The sequence below is a fragment of the Anabaena sp. FACHB-595 genome (assembly GCF_048568275.1).
Classification (GTDB): Bacteria; Cyanobacteriota; Cyanobacteriia; order Cyanobacteriales; family Nostocaceae; genus Trichormus.
Map to the genome: position 1 here is coordinate 2,480,470 of NZ_CP183473.1, position 19,531 is coordinate 2,500,000.

Here is a 19,531-nt window from a genome sequence, read left to right on the forward strand (position 1 = left end):
TATCATAGAATATGCAGGAAGGAAGCTTTATTTGGGGTCATCTGGAAAGACAGCACCGCGCAGTTGATAAATGGATTGATCGCTTATGGCTAGTAGTGTTGTTAATTGCAGCATTACTATTATTTAGCGTTAACTTGGGAGGATTACCCCTGCAAGATTGGGATGAGGGAACTATAGCCCAAATCGCTAGGGAAATAACACAAGAATCGGCCAATTCCCTACGTTGGCTATATCCCACCCTAAGAGGGCAACCTTATCACGATACACCGCCTCTCATGCACATACTGATTGCAGGGGCTTACTATTTAGGAGGTGTGAATGAATGGACAACACGTTTACCAGGAGCAATTTTAACCGCCTTATCAGTACCATTACTATACTGTCTTGGTAGAGAGATATTCCGTCAACGCTGGGCAGCGATTTATAGTGCCTTAATCTACTTAACCATGCTGCCTGTAGTCCGTTATGGGCGCTTGGCGATGTTAGAAGGGGCGGTGGTGAGTTTCTTGTTGGTGATGATGCTGTGTGTATTGCGATCGCGTCGAGATTTACGCTACTGTCTCGGCATAGGTTTAAGTTTAGGATTAATTTGTCTGACTCAAGGACTGTCAGGTTTTTTATTAGGTGCAGTCGTCTTAGTATTTTTGTTTTGGGATACACCAAGGCTACTTACCAGTTATTATCTATGGATAGCGATCGCCATTGGGATTTTGCCTGTAGCTGCTTGGTATGGCGCTCAAATAGTACAATATGGCAATGATTTTGTCCAGAATGGCTTGCTTCTTCAATCCCTACAACAAACGGGTATAGTTAATCACAAGAATGCTCAACCATCTTGGTTTTACATGGTTGAACTCCTTAAATGGACTTGGCCTTGGTTAATCTTCTTACCACAAACGACAAAGTTACTTTGGGAAAATCGCAATCTTAGCTGGGCAAGACTCATACTTGTATGGAGCATAGTTTATTTACTACTCATTTCTCTCATGAGTGTGAAGCTTGCTTGGTATATATTCCCCATTTACCCCAGCCTAGCCTTAGCTTTTGGCGCACAGTTAGCAGAAATAGAAAACTTACCTTTACTCTCATCCTATCCCCGCACTTGGGTCGCTGGTTTGTCAATCTTAGCCGTAGTAGCTTCAGCTGCTAGCATTCACTTTAGTTGGGGTATCGCTGCCAAAACTGACCTACAGCTAATTTTTGCCGCAGTCGCTTTGACAATGATTATGGGAGCTATTTTAGCAGAACGAGGCGACGGACAATTTCTCAAAATATTGTTTTGGGGTAGTTATATTTCCCTGCTGCTGTTGATGAAATCTAACTACTGGGTTTGGGAATTATGGCAAGCTTACCCTGTAAAACCTGTAGCGGCCATGATAGAGAAAGCAAATCCAGCTGCAAAGAAGATTTATACATCTTTTCCTTATCATCGCCCATCATTGGATTTTTATAGCGATCGCCATATTATTCCCGCCTCTGTCGAAGAACTAAAACATCATTGGCACTACGACAGACAACCGTATCTACTCATCAGTTCATCAGATTCCCAACGTCTGCAATTAGACTCTGTTCAGCTACTAGACAAAACTGAAGGTTGGCAACTAGTAACCAAAGAAACTAATCGGTTGTAAAAAAGTGCAGAGTGATTTTAGGGTTAGCGGGGCGTTGAGCAACGTACTGAGTTAGGAGAAGGATATCATTAATTCTTATTTCTCCCTGCTCCCTGCCCCCCTTCCTCTTAAAAGTCTCTACTTAACCTCCTCAGTCCCTGGCTGTAATTGCTGATTGTAATTTGTCTCTTGTTGAGTGATAGTCATCATTCCCAAGAAAATCACACTTCCCACCGCTAAAGCTACCAAAGGACGCTTAAAAAGGATAAAATCTCTTATAATTCTAGCTATAGGACTACTTTGACGACGTAGAGCAGAACATATCATGATCTGGTTGAGCGTAAAGGGGTCACGAACATAATGGCCGCTTTGACAAACCACCACTCGTTCCTGACAATGCGGACAAGTAAATAAACCCATATAACTTTTGATTGGTTTTGCCTTAGCGTATCTTTGGCAAATTGGGCAAGTAACGTAATGATTATCAAAGGTGTGTGTATTCATCTACCTCGTCCGCTAGTCCATTTACTCGCTATATTAAGAATACCCATATTAAGTTCCCCAGCAATACTTAGTAGACGCGCCAGTGTAGTATAAAAGTAGCCTTTAACCACCCACACGGTTGTATTTCTACTAAGGACGACTTAATGGTTGCAACACGAGTATAGCTAGATTTAATGAAATATGTCTCTTGTTTTTTGCTGATTTGTCACCCGTCTACTCAGTGCGTACATACCATACTCTTGCGTTTAATAAAGAGAATTAATATCGGGAAAACAGGGGTCAGGGTAAATCCCATATAAGGCAGGGGATAGAGAATAAGAAGAATAAATGTCCAACGTCTATCATCATTCCGTCCTTAGGTTCTCTATCAAATGACCATCTAGCTTGAAAAAGTTGTGTGAGTCAAACGGGGCTTAAGCCCATACTGAGTCCTATTAACGGTAGCGAGGCATTTAGTTCCTGCTAAGTAAAAAGCTCTAAACCTGTAACCCTCTTTTCGTCCTTGATTTGTGTACGCCCTACATGAAAGCTACTTACACTTTGTGATTTGCCATTGTTACTTTCTGATCCATCTTTTCTCATTTAACCATTATCTCTAGAAAAATTTGGTTTAGCAAAATTTTTTTTAGCTACAGATTGTAAATTTGGTTCACCAAATTTACTTGTCTGGTTGATAAATAATGACTGACAATGAGAAATAGCAAATAAAAATTTACATTTTTTCTTACATTTACCTCGCCTTTCAATGACTCTACTGCCTCCCACTGAGCTAAGGAAGGTAACAGAACCATCTGCTTTTCCTACACCTTCCTCCCAAGTAACACATCTCATTAACCGATTTCAACTTTCCCCAGAAACTATCGTGTTGTTTTTAGCCGTACTCATTGGCGGTGGCACTGGTATGGGGGGTGGTGACTTTTCACTATTTGATTGAGCTGATTCACCACCTGATGCTAGAAAATCTGATGGGTGCAATTGGTGTTTGGGGCGCTTGGACATTAGCTCTTGTCCCCATTTTAGGAGGGCTAATAGTTGGATTTATGCGCTGGCGTACACAAGACTTTGGCCCCGGACTATCCTCACTCATTGCCGCTTCTGAGGGTGGCGAAATCAAAGGACAATTACGTCCTGTTACAAAAATGTTAGCGGCTGCCGTTTCTTTGGGGAGTGGTGCTTCTTTGGGGCCAGAGGGGCCAAGTGTGGAAATTGGCGCTAATTTCGGAATGCTGTTGTCCTTAATATTACAAGTTTCGCAAGAACGTCAGCGTTTACTTTTAGGTGCTGGCGCGGCCGCTGGCTTGGCGGCGGGATTTAATGCGCCAATTGCCGGGGTATTTTTTGCCTTAGAAGTAGTCATGGGCGCAACATCTTTTGCCACTTCCGCCGTGAGTGTAGTGCTGTTGGCGGCGGTAGTAGCGGCTTTAATTGCACAAATTGGTTTAGGGGCGCAACCTGCTTTTGCTTTACCTGTTTACCAAGTCCGCAGCCCTTTGGAATTGCCCCTTTATCTGGGTTTGGGGTTGGGTGCTAGTTTGGTTTCTGTAGCTTATAAACAATCTATTAATTGGGGAAAAGCTTGTTTTGCCGGTTCGATTCCTGGGTTTAAATTTTTAGATAAAATTCCTCAGCCAATTCACCCTATCATTGGGGGTTTCATTATTGGCATAGTAGCTTTAAAATTCCCACAAATTTTGGGCATCGGTTATGGCACAGTACAAGCGATGCTGCAAGATGTCAAATTTTCTCTAGATTTGTTATTGATATTGTTGGTTTTAAAGTTGCTGATAACAGCCATTAGTGCGGGTAGTGGTTTTGTTGGCGGTTTGTTTGCGCCGGCAATGTTTTTAGGTGCTTCATTGGGTTCAGCTTATGCTAAGATTCTCACACTCATAGCGCCAGGAATTGGCGAATATATGGCAGCACCTCCGGCTTATGCAATGGTAGGTATGGCTGCCGTCCTAGCTGGAAGTGTGAGAGCGCCTTTGACCTCAATTTTAATGTTATTTGAACTTACCCGCGATTACCGAATTGTTTTACCTTTAATGGCGGCTGTGGGTTTAAGTGTATGGCTAGTAGAAAGGATTAAACCAAATACGAATTCTCATACCAATTTACAGCAAATTGGTCTTTCAATTCCGAAAGACCAAAAAGTAGAAATTTTGCAGCAAATTTTAGTAGAGGATGCTATGCTTGCTTGCCCAAAAAAGCTATCTGCGACTTTGGGCATTTTAGAAGCTGCTAGGGAAATGATCAGCGATCGCACACGCAGTGCTTTAGTTATTGATGATGCAGAACAACTAGTTGGGATTATCTCCCTAGAAGACCTCAACCGTACTCTTTCTGTATGGCAAAATTACCCGAATTCTGCAAGTGAAATCCAAAGTAATTTCACCCATCAAAGCATCATCGATATCTGTACAAAAGAGATCCTCTATGCTTGGCGTGATGAACCTTTGTCTGAGGCTTTAGACCGCATGGAGGTTAGAGGTTTGCATCAGTTACCTGTGGTAGCACGAGACAACCATGACCATATTCTAGGGTTGCTAGATAGGGAGCAAATTGCATTAACGTGTAACTTGGCAGTCACACGCCAGACACTTTACCGTTTGGTCAGTAGTCATTAGTCATTGGTCATTGGAAAAATCAACAACTGACAACTAACTATTAATTATGCTGTAGCTTCTGCGATTTCGAGGATTTCTCTTTCTTCGCCATCTACTTGTCTAAGACGAATGTGCTTTTTCCCTAAAGTGATGACAAACTCATCTCCTGGTTTGAGGTTCATCTGTTTTGTGTAAGCCGAACCAATCAATAAGTTACCATTCGATTGCACACTAATTCTATAACTAGCACTCCGTCCACCACGTCCGTTGGCATTGGGAGCGCTGTCTAACTGAATGCCTTCCGCATCAATTAGGGCGTTTAAGAATTTCATCATATTGACACGCTCTATACCATTTTTGGTAACGGTATAGTAGCCACACTGTTTAGCTTTTTCTTCTTTGCTAAGGTTCTCTAGCTCTTTGACTTTTTTGAGCAGTTCTTCACCGACTAGGGGTTCTATTTTTTTCTGTTTAGGCATCAACTTAGGTCAAAAATCAGGGGTTTAAGTAGTTGAATCGATTTTATTTTAGCTGACGTTGAGCTAATAGGAACAATATCCTTTAGTTTTTATCTCAGCCTAGCCAAGTATATTACACTCATAAGCAAAATTGTTGCACAATTCCCAATATTTGCAAGACAATTTAATTTTGATAATCGGGATAACTATATATAGTTAATCAATCACTGCTAAACTATATTTATTTAAGTTTTCTAAAGTCGAGTAAAAAGTTGTCTCCTTAGTCGGCTTGATTGTTAAGGAGAAAAATGATAAGTAAAACTGATCCTTAGTCATTGGTCATTAGTCATTGGTAATGAAAAAACAACTGACAACTGACAATTGACAACTAACAAAATGAAACTAACAACCAAAGGACACTATAGTGTAAAGGCTTTGCTGGACTTAAGTTTGCAACCTAGCTATGGCCCTGCATCTGTGAAAGCGATCGCTAAACGTCAAGATATCCCAGCTCCATACCTGGAAAAATTACTAATAGAAATGCGTCGTGCTGGCTTAGTCAAATCAATTCGAGGTAGCATTGGTGGCTATCAACTAGCACGAGAACCAGCAAAAATATCCATAGGACAAATTTTAGAGGCAGTCGATGAAACTATCACTAATTTACCCCGCCATACTCCGACCCCAGCACAAACAGAAGATTGGGTAACATTTAGCCTTTGGCAAAGACTCAACCAAAAACTAAAAGAGGCTTTATACAGTATTACTTTGGCAGATTTGTATTACGATGCCCGTAGCTGGCAAGCTTCTCTCGGAGAAGAAGCAAATTTTGTGGTTTAGCAATCGTCAGTTGTCGGTTGACATTTGTTTTCCTTCATGACTAATAACATCTATGTCTTAATCATTGCTGTAATTTTAGATTATTTAATAGGTGATCCTTGGGGTTGGCCTCATCCGGTGCAAGTTATGGGATGGGGAATTTCATGGTTGAGCAAAATTTTTCTCCAACTGTGTCAAAAATCTCTCACACAACGCATCGCTGGGATTATTCTTGCAATAATTTTGATTGTTGGTAGCGGTGGGGTTGGTTGGTTAATCATTCAAATGACGAGATGGCTAAATCCTGTTTTAGCGATCGCACTAGAAAGTATCATGTTAGCTAGTTGTTTTGCTTTGAAAAGTCTAGGCAAAGCAGCTATTGATGTTTTACAACCTTTAAAAGCAGGCGATTTAACAGTAGCTCGGCAGACTTTGAGTAATTATGTTGGTCGAGATACAGATAACTTACCAGAATCGGAAATCCTCCGAGCAGTTTTAGAAACAGTGACAGAGAATGCGACAGATGGGGTAATGGCTCCACTGTTTTATGCTATTGTCGGTATCTGCATTCCCCATGTAGGGCCAGTTCCTCTGGCTTTGGCATATAAAGCTAGCAGTACCCTCGATTCGATGGTGGGTTACAAAGAAGCACCATATACATATTTAGGATGGTTCAGTGCGCGGCTAGAAGATTACTTAACTTGGTTACCTTGCCGCTTGACAGTGATAACTTTAGGATTATTATCAGGGAAGCCTGGGGATGTGTGGCGAATTTGTCGCCGTGATGCAATTAATGATCCTAGTCCCAACTCAGGTTGGAGCGAGTGCGCCTATGCAGCCATTTTGGGTGTGCAGATGGGGGGGACAAATTGGTATGGTGGGATAGCCAAGCAAAAACCGCTCTTAGGAGATCCCACTTCTCCCATCAACCCACAACACATTCAAATAGCTTTGCAACTGACTAGATATAGCTTTTTGCTCTGGCTAGGTGTGGCGGTCGCTATACTCCTGATACGCTAAAGGTATGAGGGAGAAGCAGTAGGGGAGCAGAAGGGAAAACTTGCTCAAACATTTCCCCCCTTTCCCCCTGCCTCAATTCCTAACTTCGCCCACTCCCTATTAACTCATTCTCAGGGGTATCGTTGTATGGCTACGCCTGCCAAAGTAATTGAAATTCTTTCCGCCGAAGACCTCCGCCGTACTTTAACGCGGTTGGCATCTCAAATCGTTGAAAGAACACGGGATTTATCTCAATTAGTCCTACTAGGTATTTACACTAGGGGAGTTCCACTAGCGGAACTACTAGCACGTCAGATTGAAACCCTAGAAGGTATTAATGTCGGTGTAGGAGCCTTAGACATTACCTTCTATCGAGACGACCTTAACCAAATTGGTTTACGAACGCCAGCTAAAACCAGCATTACGCTTGACTTGACTGGGAAAACAGTCGTTTTGGTAGATGATGTCATCTTTAAAGGACGGACAATTCGTGCAGCTTTAAATGCCGTTAACGAGTACGGTAGACCAGAAGTAATTCGTCTAGCGGTGTTGGTTGACAGGGGTCATAGGGAAGTCCCCATCCATCCAGATTTTGTTGGTAAGCAGTTACCCACAGCGAAAGAAGAAGTGGTCAAAGTTTATTTACAAGATTGGGACGGCAGAGATGCGGTAGAGTTAGTTGGTTATTAAAGGTAAAAAATAATCCACGAATTGCCAGGTAGTCTAATTTACCTTGTTTTTTGCTATTTATCTGGAGTTGGACTAATGAATGATAGTTGTGTTTTATAGCTGTTGCCAGTAGTGTTAGGACATCACATAGATTATACAGCCTAGACACAACAGGACTTTTCACCCAGTCCCCAGTTCCCAGCTATACCATCACCAATGACCGCAGATATTATTAGAAGTAGCGATCGCTAGATCCATGTCTTAAATATAAATAAATTAACCAAGCCAGGATTCCGAAAGCTAAATTAGTTAAAAACCGACTCATAATCAGCCAGAAAAAATCGGGTGAAAAAATCTGTGCTGGACTCAAGGGACTAATAACTCTAGCTAAAAGAAACAGCCCAAAAATGGCATTACCGCCTAGCATGAGGGCAAATAAGACTAAACCTCTTTGCCAGTAACGATGGAGGGAAGTATGACCAGATATTAAATTCAGGGGACGTTGGGATGTAACTTGACGCAGTAATTGTTCCATACGCCAAAACATCCACACCAATAATGGAAAGAAACCATAGCTGAGGAAACGTAGAGGTGGTGAATAACGCCAAGCACTAGAGAGTACATTTACGAGAGCGTGAAAAATCACCGAGTTAATCCCCGCTCGTACCAACAAATTTCTGTAGTGATTTAATCGCTCAGTTGCATGAAAATATTTCCCTAAGGCGTATCCCCAAGGAGCAGAAAACATGGCGTGTACTGGTGTGCCAATACTCCGGTCAAGGATGGTTGCTGTGCCATGATAAAGATAAATCCAGTTTTCTTCTGCGGTGAATCCTAATGCTGCCGCGATAGTAAAGAGGAAAATGCTACTAGATGTGAGATGATAACGACGTTGAAAATAATAGTTGGCAACAACAACTGCTAATATCTTGCAACCCTCCTCAATCGGGCCGATCGCTATCAGTTGACGTAAAGCGATACCAAAAAGCGATCGCTGTATTCTTTGCCAGTTTAATACCCAATTGGCGACAGAATCAAACACATATTCCAAGCCCAAGGCCAGAAAACCAGATATTGCCCCTAACAGAAATAACCACAACAGCACAGATAAAGGCGGGGCATGGGGTACACGATAATAGTAGTACCCCAAAAATACTAATGGTGGAATCACCGCCCACAGAAATAGGAATAAATCAGTCACGCACTTGAGCAATAACGGTGCGATGACGAGGGCTATTTTTAGTAATTGTTGGAGTTTGGAAACCAGCTTCTACTAAAGTCTGCTCAATATCCAAGGCAAAATATTGATCCATGTATGGTTCAGTGCTTTTGAGCAATGTCAAAATGTAGGGCGGCATTTTCTTGTAAGCTTCCGCTTGCGGATTCATATCCATGATAGATATGTGACCACCAGGACGCAATAAACGCCGCATCTCTGCGAAAATCTTTTGGGTTGCTAACTGAGGTAATTCATGACAAATCAAGAAAAGCGAAACTAAATCAAAAGCTTTATCTGGCAATCCTGTAGACTCGGCTGTAGCATGAATCCAATTGATTTGAGCCTGACTTTGTTGGGCGCGATATTTAGCTACAGCCAAAAAATAAGGAGACAAATCCAAACCTGTAACTTGAGCATGGGGATAAGTTTCTTGTAGGGTAAATGTACTTAAACCCACGCTACAACCCAAGTCGAGAATGTCTTGCGGTTGAGGAACTTGCACTTTGAGAATGTCGTGATAACTTTGGCGCAGTTTTGCATCACCGTCGGCTTTCCCATCCTGCCAAATTCCTGCATGGACAGTACGTGCCGCCACTTCCAGTTCAAAAGCTGCTTGCCAACTTAAATCCCCCTCATCATAGCCGTGAAATGAAGTCAGGTAGTAATCTGGGTAGGTGATTTGCGGATTTTGTACTTGAGCAAAATCTTCTGTCCAGTTACGGGCTTGTAATGTCTTGACTTCATTGATCCAAGGTACGCCAATTCTTTGGGCCCGTTTAATCATCATTTGCCTAGCTTGGTGCTTGGCGAGGTTGGCTAGAGGCTTAATGGCCAGTATGCCATTCACCAAGCGAGAAGCTATACCAGGAGCTTTGTTTATAGCAACAGTCATAAGTCAGTTTGCGTTGAACAGCCTTTTTTACTTATGACATACTTGCGGGATGCAAATCTACTAAACCAAGGTAAAACTTAAAAGTTGACATCACTGTCAGATCCCCGACTTCTTGGAGAAATCGGGGAGTTTAAATGGCTACTTTGCTGTATTAGGTTTGAGGGCTAACAAAATCTCCACTTGACTCAAGGATTTATCGGGGCTATTAGCAGTGATACCCAAGCCCCGAATGGAACTGAGAACAGCGTTAGCTTCTGGGGGGATAGGTCGCTGTGTTTGCGTTGCAAAACGATTGAATAAGGTCATCGTTCTGTCCATATCTAAATAAAAGTAGCCCCCATTTGGTTTTTGTAAAGAACCTGCAATGGCTTTAAAACTGTCGCTGTTGTCTAGGGTTTGATTCTTGGCATTTGCCAAAGCTTCCGCAACAGGGCCGCCAACTGCTAAAAATACGGTATCTTGGTCTAACCAACCGTGGGCAAATAAAGCTCCTTGTTGGGGAATTTGCCATTCGGTAACGTCTTTACCACCAATATTTCTGGTAGTAATATTAATTTGTTGGGTTTTAGCGAGATTATCCAACTTTGTCAAAGTGGCTTCTGCGGTTTTGCGATCGCTGGTATCAAATACCCAAGCTCCACCAAAACCAATACTAGCTAATACACCTTGGTTCGAGGGAATTGCACCAAAAGCAAATTCTTGATCCATCCAGCCAAAAATGTCTTTATCCAAGTCGAGATTAACTAGTTTGGTCTGTGCGCGTACTTGTTCGAGCGCTTGCTTAAATTCTGGATAATCTTTCGACTGTTCGACAACTGTTGACCACCCTTTACTAATTCCTTGTCCGCTAATGAGGGCAAAAGTCTCAGCCGGAAATTGACCTAATATTTTCGATTCAGAGTTTTCATATTGGAATTTATTCAGTTGGGGATCTAAATTAGCGATCGCTTTTAATCGTAACCCTGCATCATCCACTCCCACACCCGCAGCCATCGATTTTACTTGATCCAGTTGTTTCAAGGTTTGGGGATTTACTTGATTTCCTTGGGGGCTTGCGGCTATCAGTTGTCTCACCATCCCTGGATAATCAGGAATGTAGACTTGAGCCAGGGAATTTTTTACATCCACACCCTTGCTGAGAATACTATTAGCTCCTTCTTTAGCCGCAAAGGATGGTTGACCTTTATAGGTATCTATAGCTTTTTCTACAATTGGTTTTTCTGGAGAAAAAACTAAGTAACTATTATTCAAAACAGCACTGTATGTTGGCTCTCCAGTTTCAGCCTGAGTTTGTGTAATTTTTTCACCTTTATAGTCAGTTTCCTGGGATTTAACACCCTTTTGTGCTTTTAATTTATTAGCAAAATTTAACGCGCTCAGTTTATCTTTAATCCCAACTACCATTAAAACTTGTGGTTCTTGCCGTAAAGCGATCTGTGGATTTGCTCCAGGCGCAGGTGCATTAAATTGGGCAGGTTTCGCTGCGTTTGGAGGTAAAACAGCCACCATTACCCCACCAACCCAAGGTTTGATATCTTTTTCGTAAGAAATGTTGCCATCTTTCGACATTTCTTTATTAAAGTCTTCCAACCCCTTAGCGACTAACTTTTGTGCTTCAGGTGTGCCAAATTGTTGTAACTTTTCCCAAGCTTGTGGATCAGTAGTAATGTAAGTAGCCATTAATGCTGTCGAAGGTACTAGTTTAGCGCTACCTAAAGCACCAGATCCATCCCCTGAAGGCCCTTTAAGATACATATAGGCAGCTATACTTCCCGCTACGACTACAGCCGCGCCAACAACAGGAATTAAAAGTTTTGATTTAGTTTCTGGCATTGTTTAATCCTCTTTTGCTTAAATTGTCACTAAGGGTACTGTAGACCTTCCGGAATTGTTCCCAATTCCTCAGCCTCTTTTAGAATTTATGTGTAAAAATTAGCAATTTGCTGACAATAAGTAATTAAAGTCTCCAAAAAGTACTTCAAAAGTATCAAGCTCGAATCCGCAAATGATACAAAAGAACCTAAGGAGGACGGAGTAACATTGTGGGCGTTGCTAAGTTACCCCGCAAATATACAACGGTAAAAAACAACTAAAGACCGTTTATGAAGTTAAGATGAGATTAACAAGATAATGATCACAGGTATTTAGGTATCGATTGCTTTTATAAACTTATGTAACGGTTTTTGTAACTCCCCCCTGATAGTTGGTTGCTGTGCCATACTAGAAAGTGAGAGTTAATTCGGCGACCGCGTTTGTTTTTAGTATTGACGGGCTTTTCCTTTTGGTATTTACAGACTTTTCTCCGAAACCTAAATCTCTACGTACCTATGATTTCGGAGACAATCTATGTCAGTTTATGTAGGCAATCTTTCTTACGACGTTACAGAAGATAGTCTGAATGCCGTTTTTGCAGAATATGGTTCTGTAAAGCGTGTTCAGCTACCTACTGATCGTGAAACAGGCCGGATGCGCGGCTTTGGTTTTGTGGAAATGGGTTCAGATGCTGAAGAAACAGCAGCCATTGAAGCGCTTGATGGCGCTGAGTGGATGGGACGTGACCTCAAAGTGAACAAGGCTAAACCAAAAGAAGATAGAGGTTCTTTTGGTGGTGGTAATCGTGGTGGCTATGGTGGTGGTGGCGGACGCAACCGTTACTAAGCTTGATTGATGTAATGCTTGAAGCTTAATACATTAATCCAGCACATTCATTGCACTTAGCAATGGCTCAGGCGTTTCTGCCTGAGCCTTTTTTATTAGTCGTTTTCTGAAACAAATAGAAGCTTTTTATTGATGAGATTTTTTGGCTCATTTAACACATGAATAGTTTTATCAATTGTGACTTAAGCTTCCTGTTCTAAGATATACTTAGCTTTTAATAGTTCTTGCTGATGTGCTTCACTGACTGTGGGATATTTAAGATTTAGTTGTTTTAACTTCGTACAGATAATATCAGCTACTACAAGACGTGTAAACCATTTGCGATCGGCTGGGACGATATACCAAGGGGCCCAGTCAGTACTCGTATGCTGAAAAACCTCTTCATAGGCCTGCATATAATCATCCCAAAAAGCCCTTTCACGCACATCATTTACAGAGAACTTCCAATTCTTTTCTGGATATCTAATCCGTTCTAAAAACCGCCTTTTTTGCTCAGATTTAGAGACATTCAAAAAGAATTTAAGAATAATCACTCCATTATTGACTAAGTATTTCTCAAAATTATTAATTTCCTCAAAGCGCTGTTTCCATATCTCATTCCCTTTATGATTATGAGGAAGTTGTTGCTTTTTAAGAATTTCTGGATGTACCCGAACTACTAGTAATTCTTCATAATAAGAACGGTTGAATATGCCAATTCGTCCCCGTTCTGGTAGCGCTTTTGATGATCGCCACAGATAATCATGATCTAATTCTTCATCACTAGGGGCTTTAAAACTAAATACCTGAAACCCCTGAGGATTCACCCCAGACATTACGTGTTTAATCGTACTATCTTTACCAGCTGCATCCATTGCTTGAAAGATAATCAACACAGCATAAGTATTTTGAGCATAGAGAATATCTTGATACTGAGCTAATTGTTGAATATTTGCCTGTAATTTTTGGACTGCTTCAGCTTTTTCGTGATATCCATCTTGATAAGCAGGATCATAATCCTTTCGCAGAGAAATTTTTGACCCTGGGGGTAACAATAAAAGCATCCTGATTCATCTAAATCAAGTTACCAATCTAAATTATCTTTGTTATGTAATATCAAAGACAGCAATTACTCTGATACTTTTCTTATTTCTTAACTTTTGACTCTTCATGGTGAGGACGCATCGCTTCTCGACCTAGAAGAAACATCCCTGCTATACCCAAGCTGACAAACCAAATATATTGATACCAGTATTGCCGAATCTGCTTAACAGTATTTAGTTCCGGGTGCAAAGTGTTCAAATATAGTACTAATACTAGTACTATCAACGCACCAAAACCGACGAAACTTAACCCAATAAAAATCCTGGCAGGTCGCAATTCAAAATCGCTAATTTCTTCTAAATCAATTTCTGCCAGTTCCTTTAAAGATTCGTCTGCAACTGTAGACACTACTTGCAAACCATTACCCCATTTCGGGGGTAATAGTGGAGCCAGTGTAGCAACGGTGGGGCGACGTAGTAAAGCCTCTGTATTGCACAAAATCTCCAATGGCTTACAAATTGTAGCCGAGGGCGTAAAGTCTACATCATCAGGAGTTGGGGCGGTGGTTTTGTTTTCAAAATCCATATCGCGCCAGACAAGTAACAGGATTATCAATAGCCTAACTAATTAACTAGGTTGAATGCAAATGTTTATTCCGTCTATTATCCTACGTGGATAATTCTCATTCGGCGCTTAGTTTTATGAAAGCTTTTCTGGAATATCTCAGGCTTATTTGGTAGTCATTGTTGCAAATTTTAGCGATCGCCACTTATTCTCAAGGTTAGCGCTAGGATGGCTGTGTATTTTTAATCGGTATAAATATGACGCAGACTTTTTACGTAAATCCGTCTACAGGCAATGATGCCAATCCTGGTAGCCAAACAGCCCCATTCAAAACGATTACTCAAGCCCTCAAGGTTGCCTCTCCTGATACAACTATTCAATTGGCCAACGGTAATTACAATGCTGCAAGTGGTGAAGTTTTTCCTCTCACAATCCCCTCTAGCGTCAAAGTGGTAGGTAATGAAACCAGCAAAGGCAGCAATATTTTAATAGAAGGTAGTGGAAACTACCTCAGCCGTACTTTTGCGGGACAAAATGTCACTTTTGTACTTCTGAATAACGCCGAACTGCGAGGCGTAACTGTGACAAATCCGGCTAGTCGTGGCAGTGGTGCTTGGATAGAATCAACTACACCTACTGTTGCTAATTCCACCTTCATTAACTGCAAACGTGAGGGAGTATTTGCTACAGGTGATGCCAACCCAGTAATTACTGGTAATGTGTTTACAGAGAATGCCGCTAATGGAATGGCGATCGCTAAAAACTCCAAAGGACAAATTCAAGGTAATATCTGCTTTAAAACTGGCTTTGGCATCGCAGTCAGTGATACTACATCACCCACGCTGATAGATAACAAGATTTACGAGAATCGTTCAGGCATAGTTGTTTCTGGTACTGCTCGTCCCATATTACGTAATAATCTCGTTGAAAATAATACTGATGATGGTTTGACAGTCATTGGTAATGCTCTACCGGATATAGGTAATACTAGTAATCCTGGAGGCAATACCCTACGTAATAACGCCAAATTTGATTTGCAAAACGCCAGTTCTCATAAGTTAATTTCTATAGGTAATCAACTAGACACAACTAAAGTTACAGGCAATGTAGAGTTCATAGTTAGTCAGATTCCAACACCAACACCAATCCCAACACCAACCCCAACACCAATCCCAACACCAACCCCAACACCAATCCCAACACCAACCCCAACACCAATCCCAACACCAACCCCGACACCAACCCCGACACCAACACCAACCCCGACACCAACCCCGACACCAACACCAATCCCGACACCAACCCCGACACCAACACCAATCCCAACCCCAATCCCAACACCAATCCCAATCCCAACACCAATCCCAACCCCAACACCAATCCCAACACCAATCCCAACACCAATCCCAACCCCAACACCAATCCCGACACCAATCCCGACACCAATCCCAACACCAACACCAATCCCAACACCTAACCCTATAAACTTAAAAGATATTGGTAATCATTGGGCAGCACCATTTATTCGGGAGTTAGTACGACAAGGTATAGTGAGTGGTTTTCCTGATGGCACCTTTAAACCAGATGCGACAATGACAAGAGCGCAATATGCAGCCTTGTTAGTCAAAGCCTTCAACCCGTCACCAAATCGGGCTGTAATTAGGTTTAAAGATTTAGCAGAAAACTTCTGGGCATTTAAAGTAATCCAGCAGGCGTATCAAGGTCTATTTCTGGCTGGTTTTCCTGATAACACCTTCCGTCCCAACGACAACATCCAACGGGTACAAGTGGTAGTCTCATTAGTAAATGGACTAGGACTTGGTTTATCTGCTAACGTTACAAATACCATCAAAGCATTTGATGATCAAGCTAAAATTCCAGATTATGCCAAAGATGAAGTAGCGAAAGCTATAGAAAAAGGCATAATTGTTAATTACCCGAACATCAAACAACTCAACCCCACCCGCGACGCTACACGCGCAGAGGTAGTGGCCATAGTTTATCAAGCTTTAGTGGATGGCGATCGTGTAGCGGCAATTAACTCGCCTTATATCGTTAATGCCTAATTTGTAAAATAATTTTGGTGGTTGGGTTTTTAGCTGTGTTTTTCTACAGTTAAAACCCCAATCTTTATTTATGTAATTCTCATACTCAAATCTAACCATTTCGACTGAGTAATCGGCGCACTACTAGAAATATAATCAACACCAGTCTCAGCCACAGCGCGAATAGTTTCTAAGGTTACGTTCCCAGAAGCCTCAATTTTCACACCATTATCCTGCTGACGAATCAACTGTACCGCCTGACGCATCAAATCCACGGGCATATTGTCGAGCATAATAATGTCAGCCTTGTATTCCAAAGCCTCTTTTACCTGCTCAATAGTTTCCGCTTCTACTTCTATGGTTAATGTATAAGGAATCTGAGAACGAATACGCGTAATAGCTTTACCAATTCCCCCAGCAGCCGCAATATGATTATCCTTAATCATCACCGCATCATCCAACCCCATACGGTGATTAATCGCCCCACCCATAGCAGTCGCGTACTTTTCCAAAAGTCTTAGTCCTGGGGTCGTTTTGCGCGTATCGACTAAGCAAGCAGGTAAATCTGCAATTTTTTCTACATATATTTTAGTTAACGTTGCAATGCCACTCAATCCCATAGCCAAGTTAAGAGCCACCCGTTCCCCCATCAACAAAGCATCCAGCGAACCATGAATTTCTGCCACGACCTGTCCCGGTTCACAGAAAGCACCTTCATCAACAGTAGTCACAAAGCTAACTTTTTCATTTAAAAGCTGAAATACCCTTGCTGCAACTGGTAAGCCAGCAATTACCCCTGGTGTTTTCGCTATCCACTTCGCTGATCCTAGAGTAACATCTGCGGCTAACAGACCATTCGTAGTGCGATCGCCCCTACCAATATCCTCCAACAACCACCCACGTAATAATGGATCTAAAACCAGCCAAGGTGGCAAAACACCAGCTTTACTCACGACTGTATTACTCCCCTAACAACTTTCAGGAATACTATAGCCTAAAACCCTCATCCCATAAGCTTTGTAGCGACAGCAAATAAAATCCAAAAAAATTTTGCCAAAAGAGTTGACAAGACTGAGTAGGTTGGATATATTGGATAAGTGCCTGAGAGAGGGGCGCGACGAAGCGCCGCTCGGTAGGGAGCCGAACCTTGAAAATATTATAGTTTGAAAGCTAGTATACGACAATAGCCTGCGTCAAGAAAATAAAAAACACCAGGCTAAGGTGTATAAAGAGAAGTCGAAAAGAGCTAAAAGCAAATGTCTTCAAAACGGAGAGTTTGATCCTGGCTCAGGATGAACGCTGGCGGTATGCTTAACACATGCAAGTCGAACGGTCTCTTCGGAGATAGTGGCGGACGGGTGAGTAACGCGTGAGAATCTAGCTTCAGGTCGGGGACAACCACTGGAAACGGTGGCTAATACCGGATGTGCCGAAAGGTGAAAGATTTATTGCCTGAAGATGAGCTCGCGTCTGATTAGCTAGTTGGTGTGGTAAGAGCGCACCAAGGCGACGATCAGTAGCTGGTCTGAGAGGATGATCAGCCACACTGGGACTGAGACACGGCCCAGACTCCTACGGGAGGCAGCAGTGGGGAATTTTCCGCAATGGGCGAAAGCCTGACGGAGCAATACCGCGTGAGGGAGGAAGGCTCTTGGGTTGTAAACCTCTTTTCTCAGGGAATAAAAAAATGAAGGTACCTGAGGAATAAGCATCGGCTAACTCCGTGCCAGCAGCCGCGGTAATACGGAGGATGCAAGCGTTATCCGGAATGATTGGGCGTAAAGCGTCCGCAGGTGGCACTGTAAGTCTGCTGTTAAAGAGCAAGGCTCAACCTTGTAAAGGCAGTGGAAACTACAGAGCTAGAGTACGTTCGGGGCAGAGGGAATTCCTGGTGTAGCGGTGAAATGCGTAGAGATCAGGAAGAACACCGGTGGCGAAAGCGCTCTGCTAGGCCGTAACTGACACTGAGGGACGAAAGCTAGGGGAGCGAATGGGATTAGATACCCCAGTAGTCCTAGCCGTAAACGATGGATACTAGGCGTGGCTTGTATCGACCCGAGCCGTGCCGGAGCCAACGCGTTAAGTATCCCGCCTGGGGAGTACGCACGCAAGTGTGAAACTCAAAGGAATTGACGGGGGCCCGCACAAGCGGTGGAGTATGTGGTTTAATTCGATGCAACGCGAAGAACCTTACCAAGACTTGACATGTCGCGAATCTTCTTGAAAGGGAAGAGTGCCTTAGGGAGCGCGAACACAGGTGGTGCATGGCTGTCGTCAGCTCGTGTCGTGAGATGTTGGGTTAAGTCCCGCAACGAGCGCAACCCTCGTTTTTAGTTGCCAGCATTAAGTTGGGCACTCTAGAGAGACTGCCGGTGACAAACCGGAGGAAGGTGGGGATGACGTCAAGTCAGCATGCCCCTTACGTCTTGGGCTACACACGTACTACAATGCTACGGACAGAGGGCAGCAAGCTAGCGATAGCAAGCAAATCCCGTAAACCGTAGCTCAGTTCAGATCGCAGGCTGCAACTCGCCTGCGTGAAGGAGGAATCGCTAGTAATTGCAGGTCAGCATACTGCAGTGAATTCGTTCCCGGGCCTTGTACACACCGCCCGTCACACCATGGAAGCTGGCAACGCCCGAAGTCATTACTCCAACTTTTAGGAGAGGAGGATGCCTAAGGCAGTGCTGGTGACTGGGGTGAAGTCGTAACAAGGTAGCCGTACCGGAAGGTGTGGCTGGATCACCTCCTTTTAGGGAGACCTACCCAACTGAGAATCGAAAGCGTAAAGCGAATAGAGGAACAGATGGTCTACTCTAGGTCGGTCGTAGATATTGTCAAAGCTTTCAAACTATGATTTGGTTCGATAATGGGCTATTAGCTCAGGTGGTTAGAGCGCACCCCTGATAAGGGTGAGGTCCCTGGTTCGAGTCCAGGATGGCCCACCTGAAGCAAGTCAAAAGTTAAAAGACAAAAGTCAAAAGTAGTTATTTACTTTTGAATTTTGGATTTTGAATTTTGAATTGTATTTGGGGGTTTAGCTCAGTTGGTAGAGCGCCTGCTTTGCAAGCAGGATGTCAGCGGTTCGAGTCCGCTAACCTCCACATGAAAAGGCAAGCCAAGAAAGAGGAAAAATTCAGCAACTAACGGGAGTTAGACTGCTGGGTAGTACCTAGCCAGAACCTTGAAAACTGCATAAAAACGCGATTAGATTAGCAGGCAGACACAGACAAACTGTGAATGCAGGATAAAACCAATGGAATTGTGGTCAAGCTAATAAGGGCTAATGGTGGATACCTAGGCACACAGAGGCGAAGAAGGACGTGGTTACCGACGAAATACTCCGGGGAGTTGGAAGCAAACATTGAGCCGGAGGTGTCCGAATGGGGCAACCCTAAATACTACCTGTTGAATATATAGACAGGAAAGAGCCAACCCAGCGAACTGAAACATCTTAGTAGCTGGAGG

13 protein-coding genes, 2 tRNA genes, 2 rRNA genes and 2 pseudogenes (1 of these 19 cut by a window edge) are annotated in these 19,531 nt (G+C 42.8%); 11 read left to right on the forward strand and 8 right to left on the reverse strand.

The features are described from left to right. Positions 1 to 11 precede the first annotated feature (11 nt). Positions 12 to 1,631: an ArnT family glycosyltransferase gene (locus ACN222_RS10330; protein WP_010996234.1), complete on the forward strand. Its 1,620-nt coding sequence runs from the start codon at positions 12 to 14 to the stop codon at positions 1,629 to 1,631. Positions 1,632 to 1,748: 117 nt separating this feature from the next. On the opposite strand, the gene ACN222_RS10335 is transcribed toward ACN222_RS10330, so the two are convergent. Further along, positions 1,749 to 2,114: a hypothetical protein gene (locus tag ACN222_RS10335; protein WP_010996235.1), complete on the reverse strand. Its 366-nt coding sequence runs from the start codon at positions 2,112 to 2,114 to the stop codon at positions 1,749 to 1,751. Positions 2,115 to 2,859: 745 nt separating this feature from the next. On the opposite strand from ACN222_RS10335, the pseudogene ACN222_RS10340 reads away from it, so the two are divergent. After that, a pseudogene (locus tag ACN222_RS10340) lies at positions 2,860 to 4,738 on the forward strand (chloride channel protein). A 44-nt stretch (positions 4,739 to 4,782) separates the two neighbouring features. Here ACN222_RS10340 and ACN222_RS10345 read toward each other — a convergent pair. After that, complete coding sequence (locus tag ACN222_RS10345; RefSeq protein ID WP_010996238.1) at positions 4,783 to 5,196, reverse strand: AbrB family transcriptional regulator; 414 nt, start codon at positions 5,194 to 5,196, stop codon at positions 4,783 to 4,785. A gap of 375 nt (positions 5,197 to 5,571) precedes the next feature. On the opposite strand from ACN222_RS10345, the gene ACN222_RS10350 reads away from it, so the two are divergent. The 3 genes from ACN222_RS10350 (at position 5,572) to pyrR (ending at position 7,683) form a co-directional block, all read left to right on the forward strand. After that, positions 5,572 to 6,015, forward strand: a complete 444-nt coding sequence (locus ACN222_RS10350) for an Rrf2 family transcriptional regulator (protein WP_010996239.1) — start codon at positions 5,572 to 5,574, stop codon at positions 6,013 to 6,015. Positions 6,016 to 6,051: 36 nt separating this feature from the next. Beyond that, positions 6,052 to 7,014, forward strand: coding sequence for an adenosylcobinamide-phosphate synthase CbiB (gene cbiB / locus ACN222_RS10355; RefSeq protein WP_010996240.1), 963 nt, complete (start codon positions 6,052 to 6,054; stop codon positions 7,012 to 7,014). A gap of 126 nt (positions 7,015 to 7,140) precedes the next feature. Beyond that, positions 7,141 to 7,683 (forward strand): bifunctional pyr operon transcriptional regulator/uracil phosphoribosyltransferase PyrR, encoded by a 543-nt coding sequence (gene pyrR, locus ACN222_RS10360; RefSeq protein ID WP_190449816.1) that lies wholly within the window; start codon positions 7,141 to 7,143, stop codon positions 7,681 to 7,683. Between the two features lie 211 nt (positions 7,684 to 7,894). Here pyrR and ACN222_RS10365 read toward each other — a convergent pair whose 3' ends face one another. The 3 genes from ACN222_RS10365 to ACN222_RS10375 all read right to left on the reverse strand — a co-directional run bounded on the left by ACN222_RS10365 (position 7,895) and on the right by ACN222_RS10375 (position 11,606). Then, positions 7,895 to 8,863 (reverse strand): PrsW family intramembrane metalloprotease, encoded by a 969-nt coding sequence (locus ACN222_RS10365; protein WP_010996242.1) that lies wholly within the window; start codon positions 8,861 to 8,863, stop codon positions 7,895 to 7,897. Continuing rightward, positions 8,856 to 9,773, reverse strand: a complete 918-nt coding sequence (locus ACN222_RS10370) for a class I SAM-dependent methyltransferase (protein WP_010996243.1) — start codon at positions 9,771 to 9,773, stop codon at positions 8,856 to 8,858. Before ACN222_RS10370 ends, ACN222_RS10365 begins: the two co-directional genes overlap by 8 nt. A gap of 138 nt (positions 9,774 to 9,911) precedes the next feature. After that, on the reverse strand, positions 9,912 to 11,606 hold the full coding sequence (locus tag ACN222_RS10375; protein WP_010996244.1) for a DUF3352 domain-containing protein: 1,695 nt from the start codon (positions 11,604 to 11,606) through the stop codon (positions 9,912 to 9,914). Between the two features lie 513 nt (positions 11,607 to 12,119). Here ACN222_RS10375 and ACN222_RS10380 point away from each other — a divergent pair. Further along, entirely contained in the window at positions 12,120 to 12,431 is a 312-nt protein-coding gene (locus ACN222_RS10380; protein ID WP_010996245.1) for an RNA recognition motif domain-containing protein, read from the forward strand. A 182-nt stretch (positions 12,432 to 12,613) separates the two neighbouring features. Here ACN222_RS10380 and ACN222_RS10385 read toward each other — a convergent pair. Then, positions 12,614 to 13,484 (reverse strand): annotated as a pseudogene (locus tag ACN222_RS10385) (polyphosphate kinase 2 family protein). Positions 13,485 to 13,556: 72 nt separating this feature from the next. Then, positions 13,557 to 14,039 carry a hypothetical protein gene (locus tag ACN222_RS10390; protein ID WP_010996247.1) on the reverse strand — a complete coding sequence of 161 codons (483 nt, stop codon included), beginning with the start codon at positions 14,037 to 14,039 and terminating at the stop codon, positions 13,557 to 13,559. Between the two features lie 236 nt (positions 14,040 to 14,275). Here ACN222_RS10390 and ACN222_RS10395 point away from each other — a divergent pair, with 236 nt between their 5' ends. Further along, entirely contained in the window at positions 14,276 to 16,084 is a 1,809-nt protein-coding gene (locus ACN222_RS10395; protein WP_010996248.1) for a DUF1565 domain-containing protein, read from the forward strand. A gap of 68 nt (positions 16,085 to 16,152) precedes the next feature. Here ACN222_RS10395 and nadC read toward each other — a convergent pair whose 3' ends face one another. Then, positions 16,153 to 17,016 (reverse strand): carboxylating nicotinate-nucleotide diphosphorylase, encoded by an 864-nt coding sequence (gene nadC, locus ACN222_RS10400; protein ID WP_010996249.1) that lies wholly within the window; start codon positions 17,014 to 17,016, stop codon positions 16,153 to 16,155. A 311-nt stretch (positions 17,017 to 17,327) separates the two neighbouring features. Between nadC and ACN222_RS10405 the strand changes: the two genes are divergently transcribed. The 4 genes from ACN222_RS10405 to ACN222_RS10420 form a co-directional block, all read left to right on the forward strand. Continuing rightward, positions 17,328 to 18,816: ribosomal RNA gene (locus ACN222_RS10405) — 16S ribosomal RNA — on the forward strand. A gap of 118 nt (positions 18,817 to 18,934) precedes the next feature. Beyond that, a tRNA-Ile gene (locus ACN222_RS10410) sits at positions 18,935 to 19,008 on the forward strand. A gap of 86 nt (positions 19,009 to 19,094) precedes the next feature. Continuing rightward, positions 19,095 to 19,167: transfer RNA gene (locus ACN222_RS10415), tRNA-Ala, on the forward strand. A 162-nt stretch (positions 19,168 to 19,329) separates the two neighbouring features. Further along, positions 19,330 to 19,531: ribosomal RNA gene (locus tag ACN222_RS10420) — 23S ribosomal RNA — on the forward strand (it continues 2,626 nt past the right edge of the window). Together the 16S and 23S rRNA genes with 2 tRNA genes alongside form the textbook arrangement of a ribosomal RNA operon.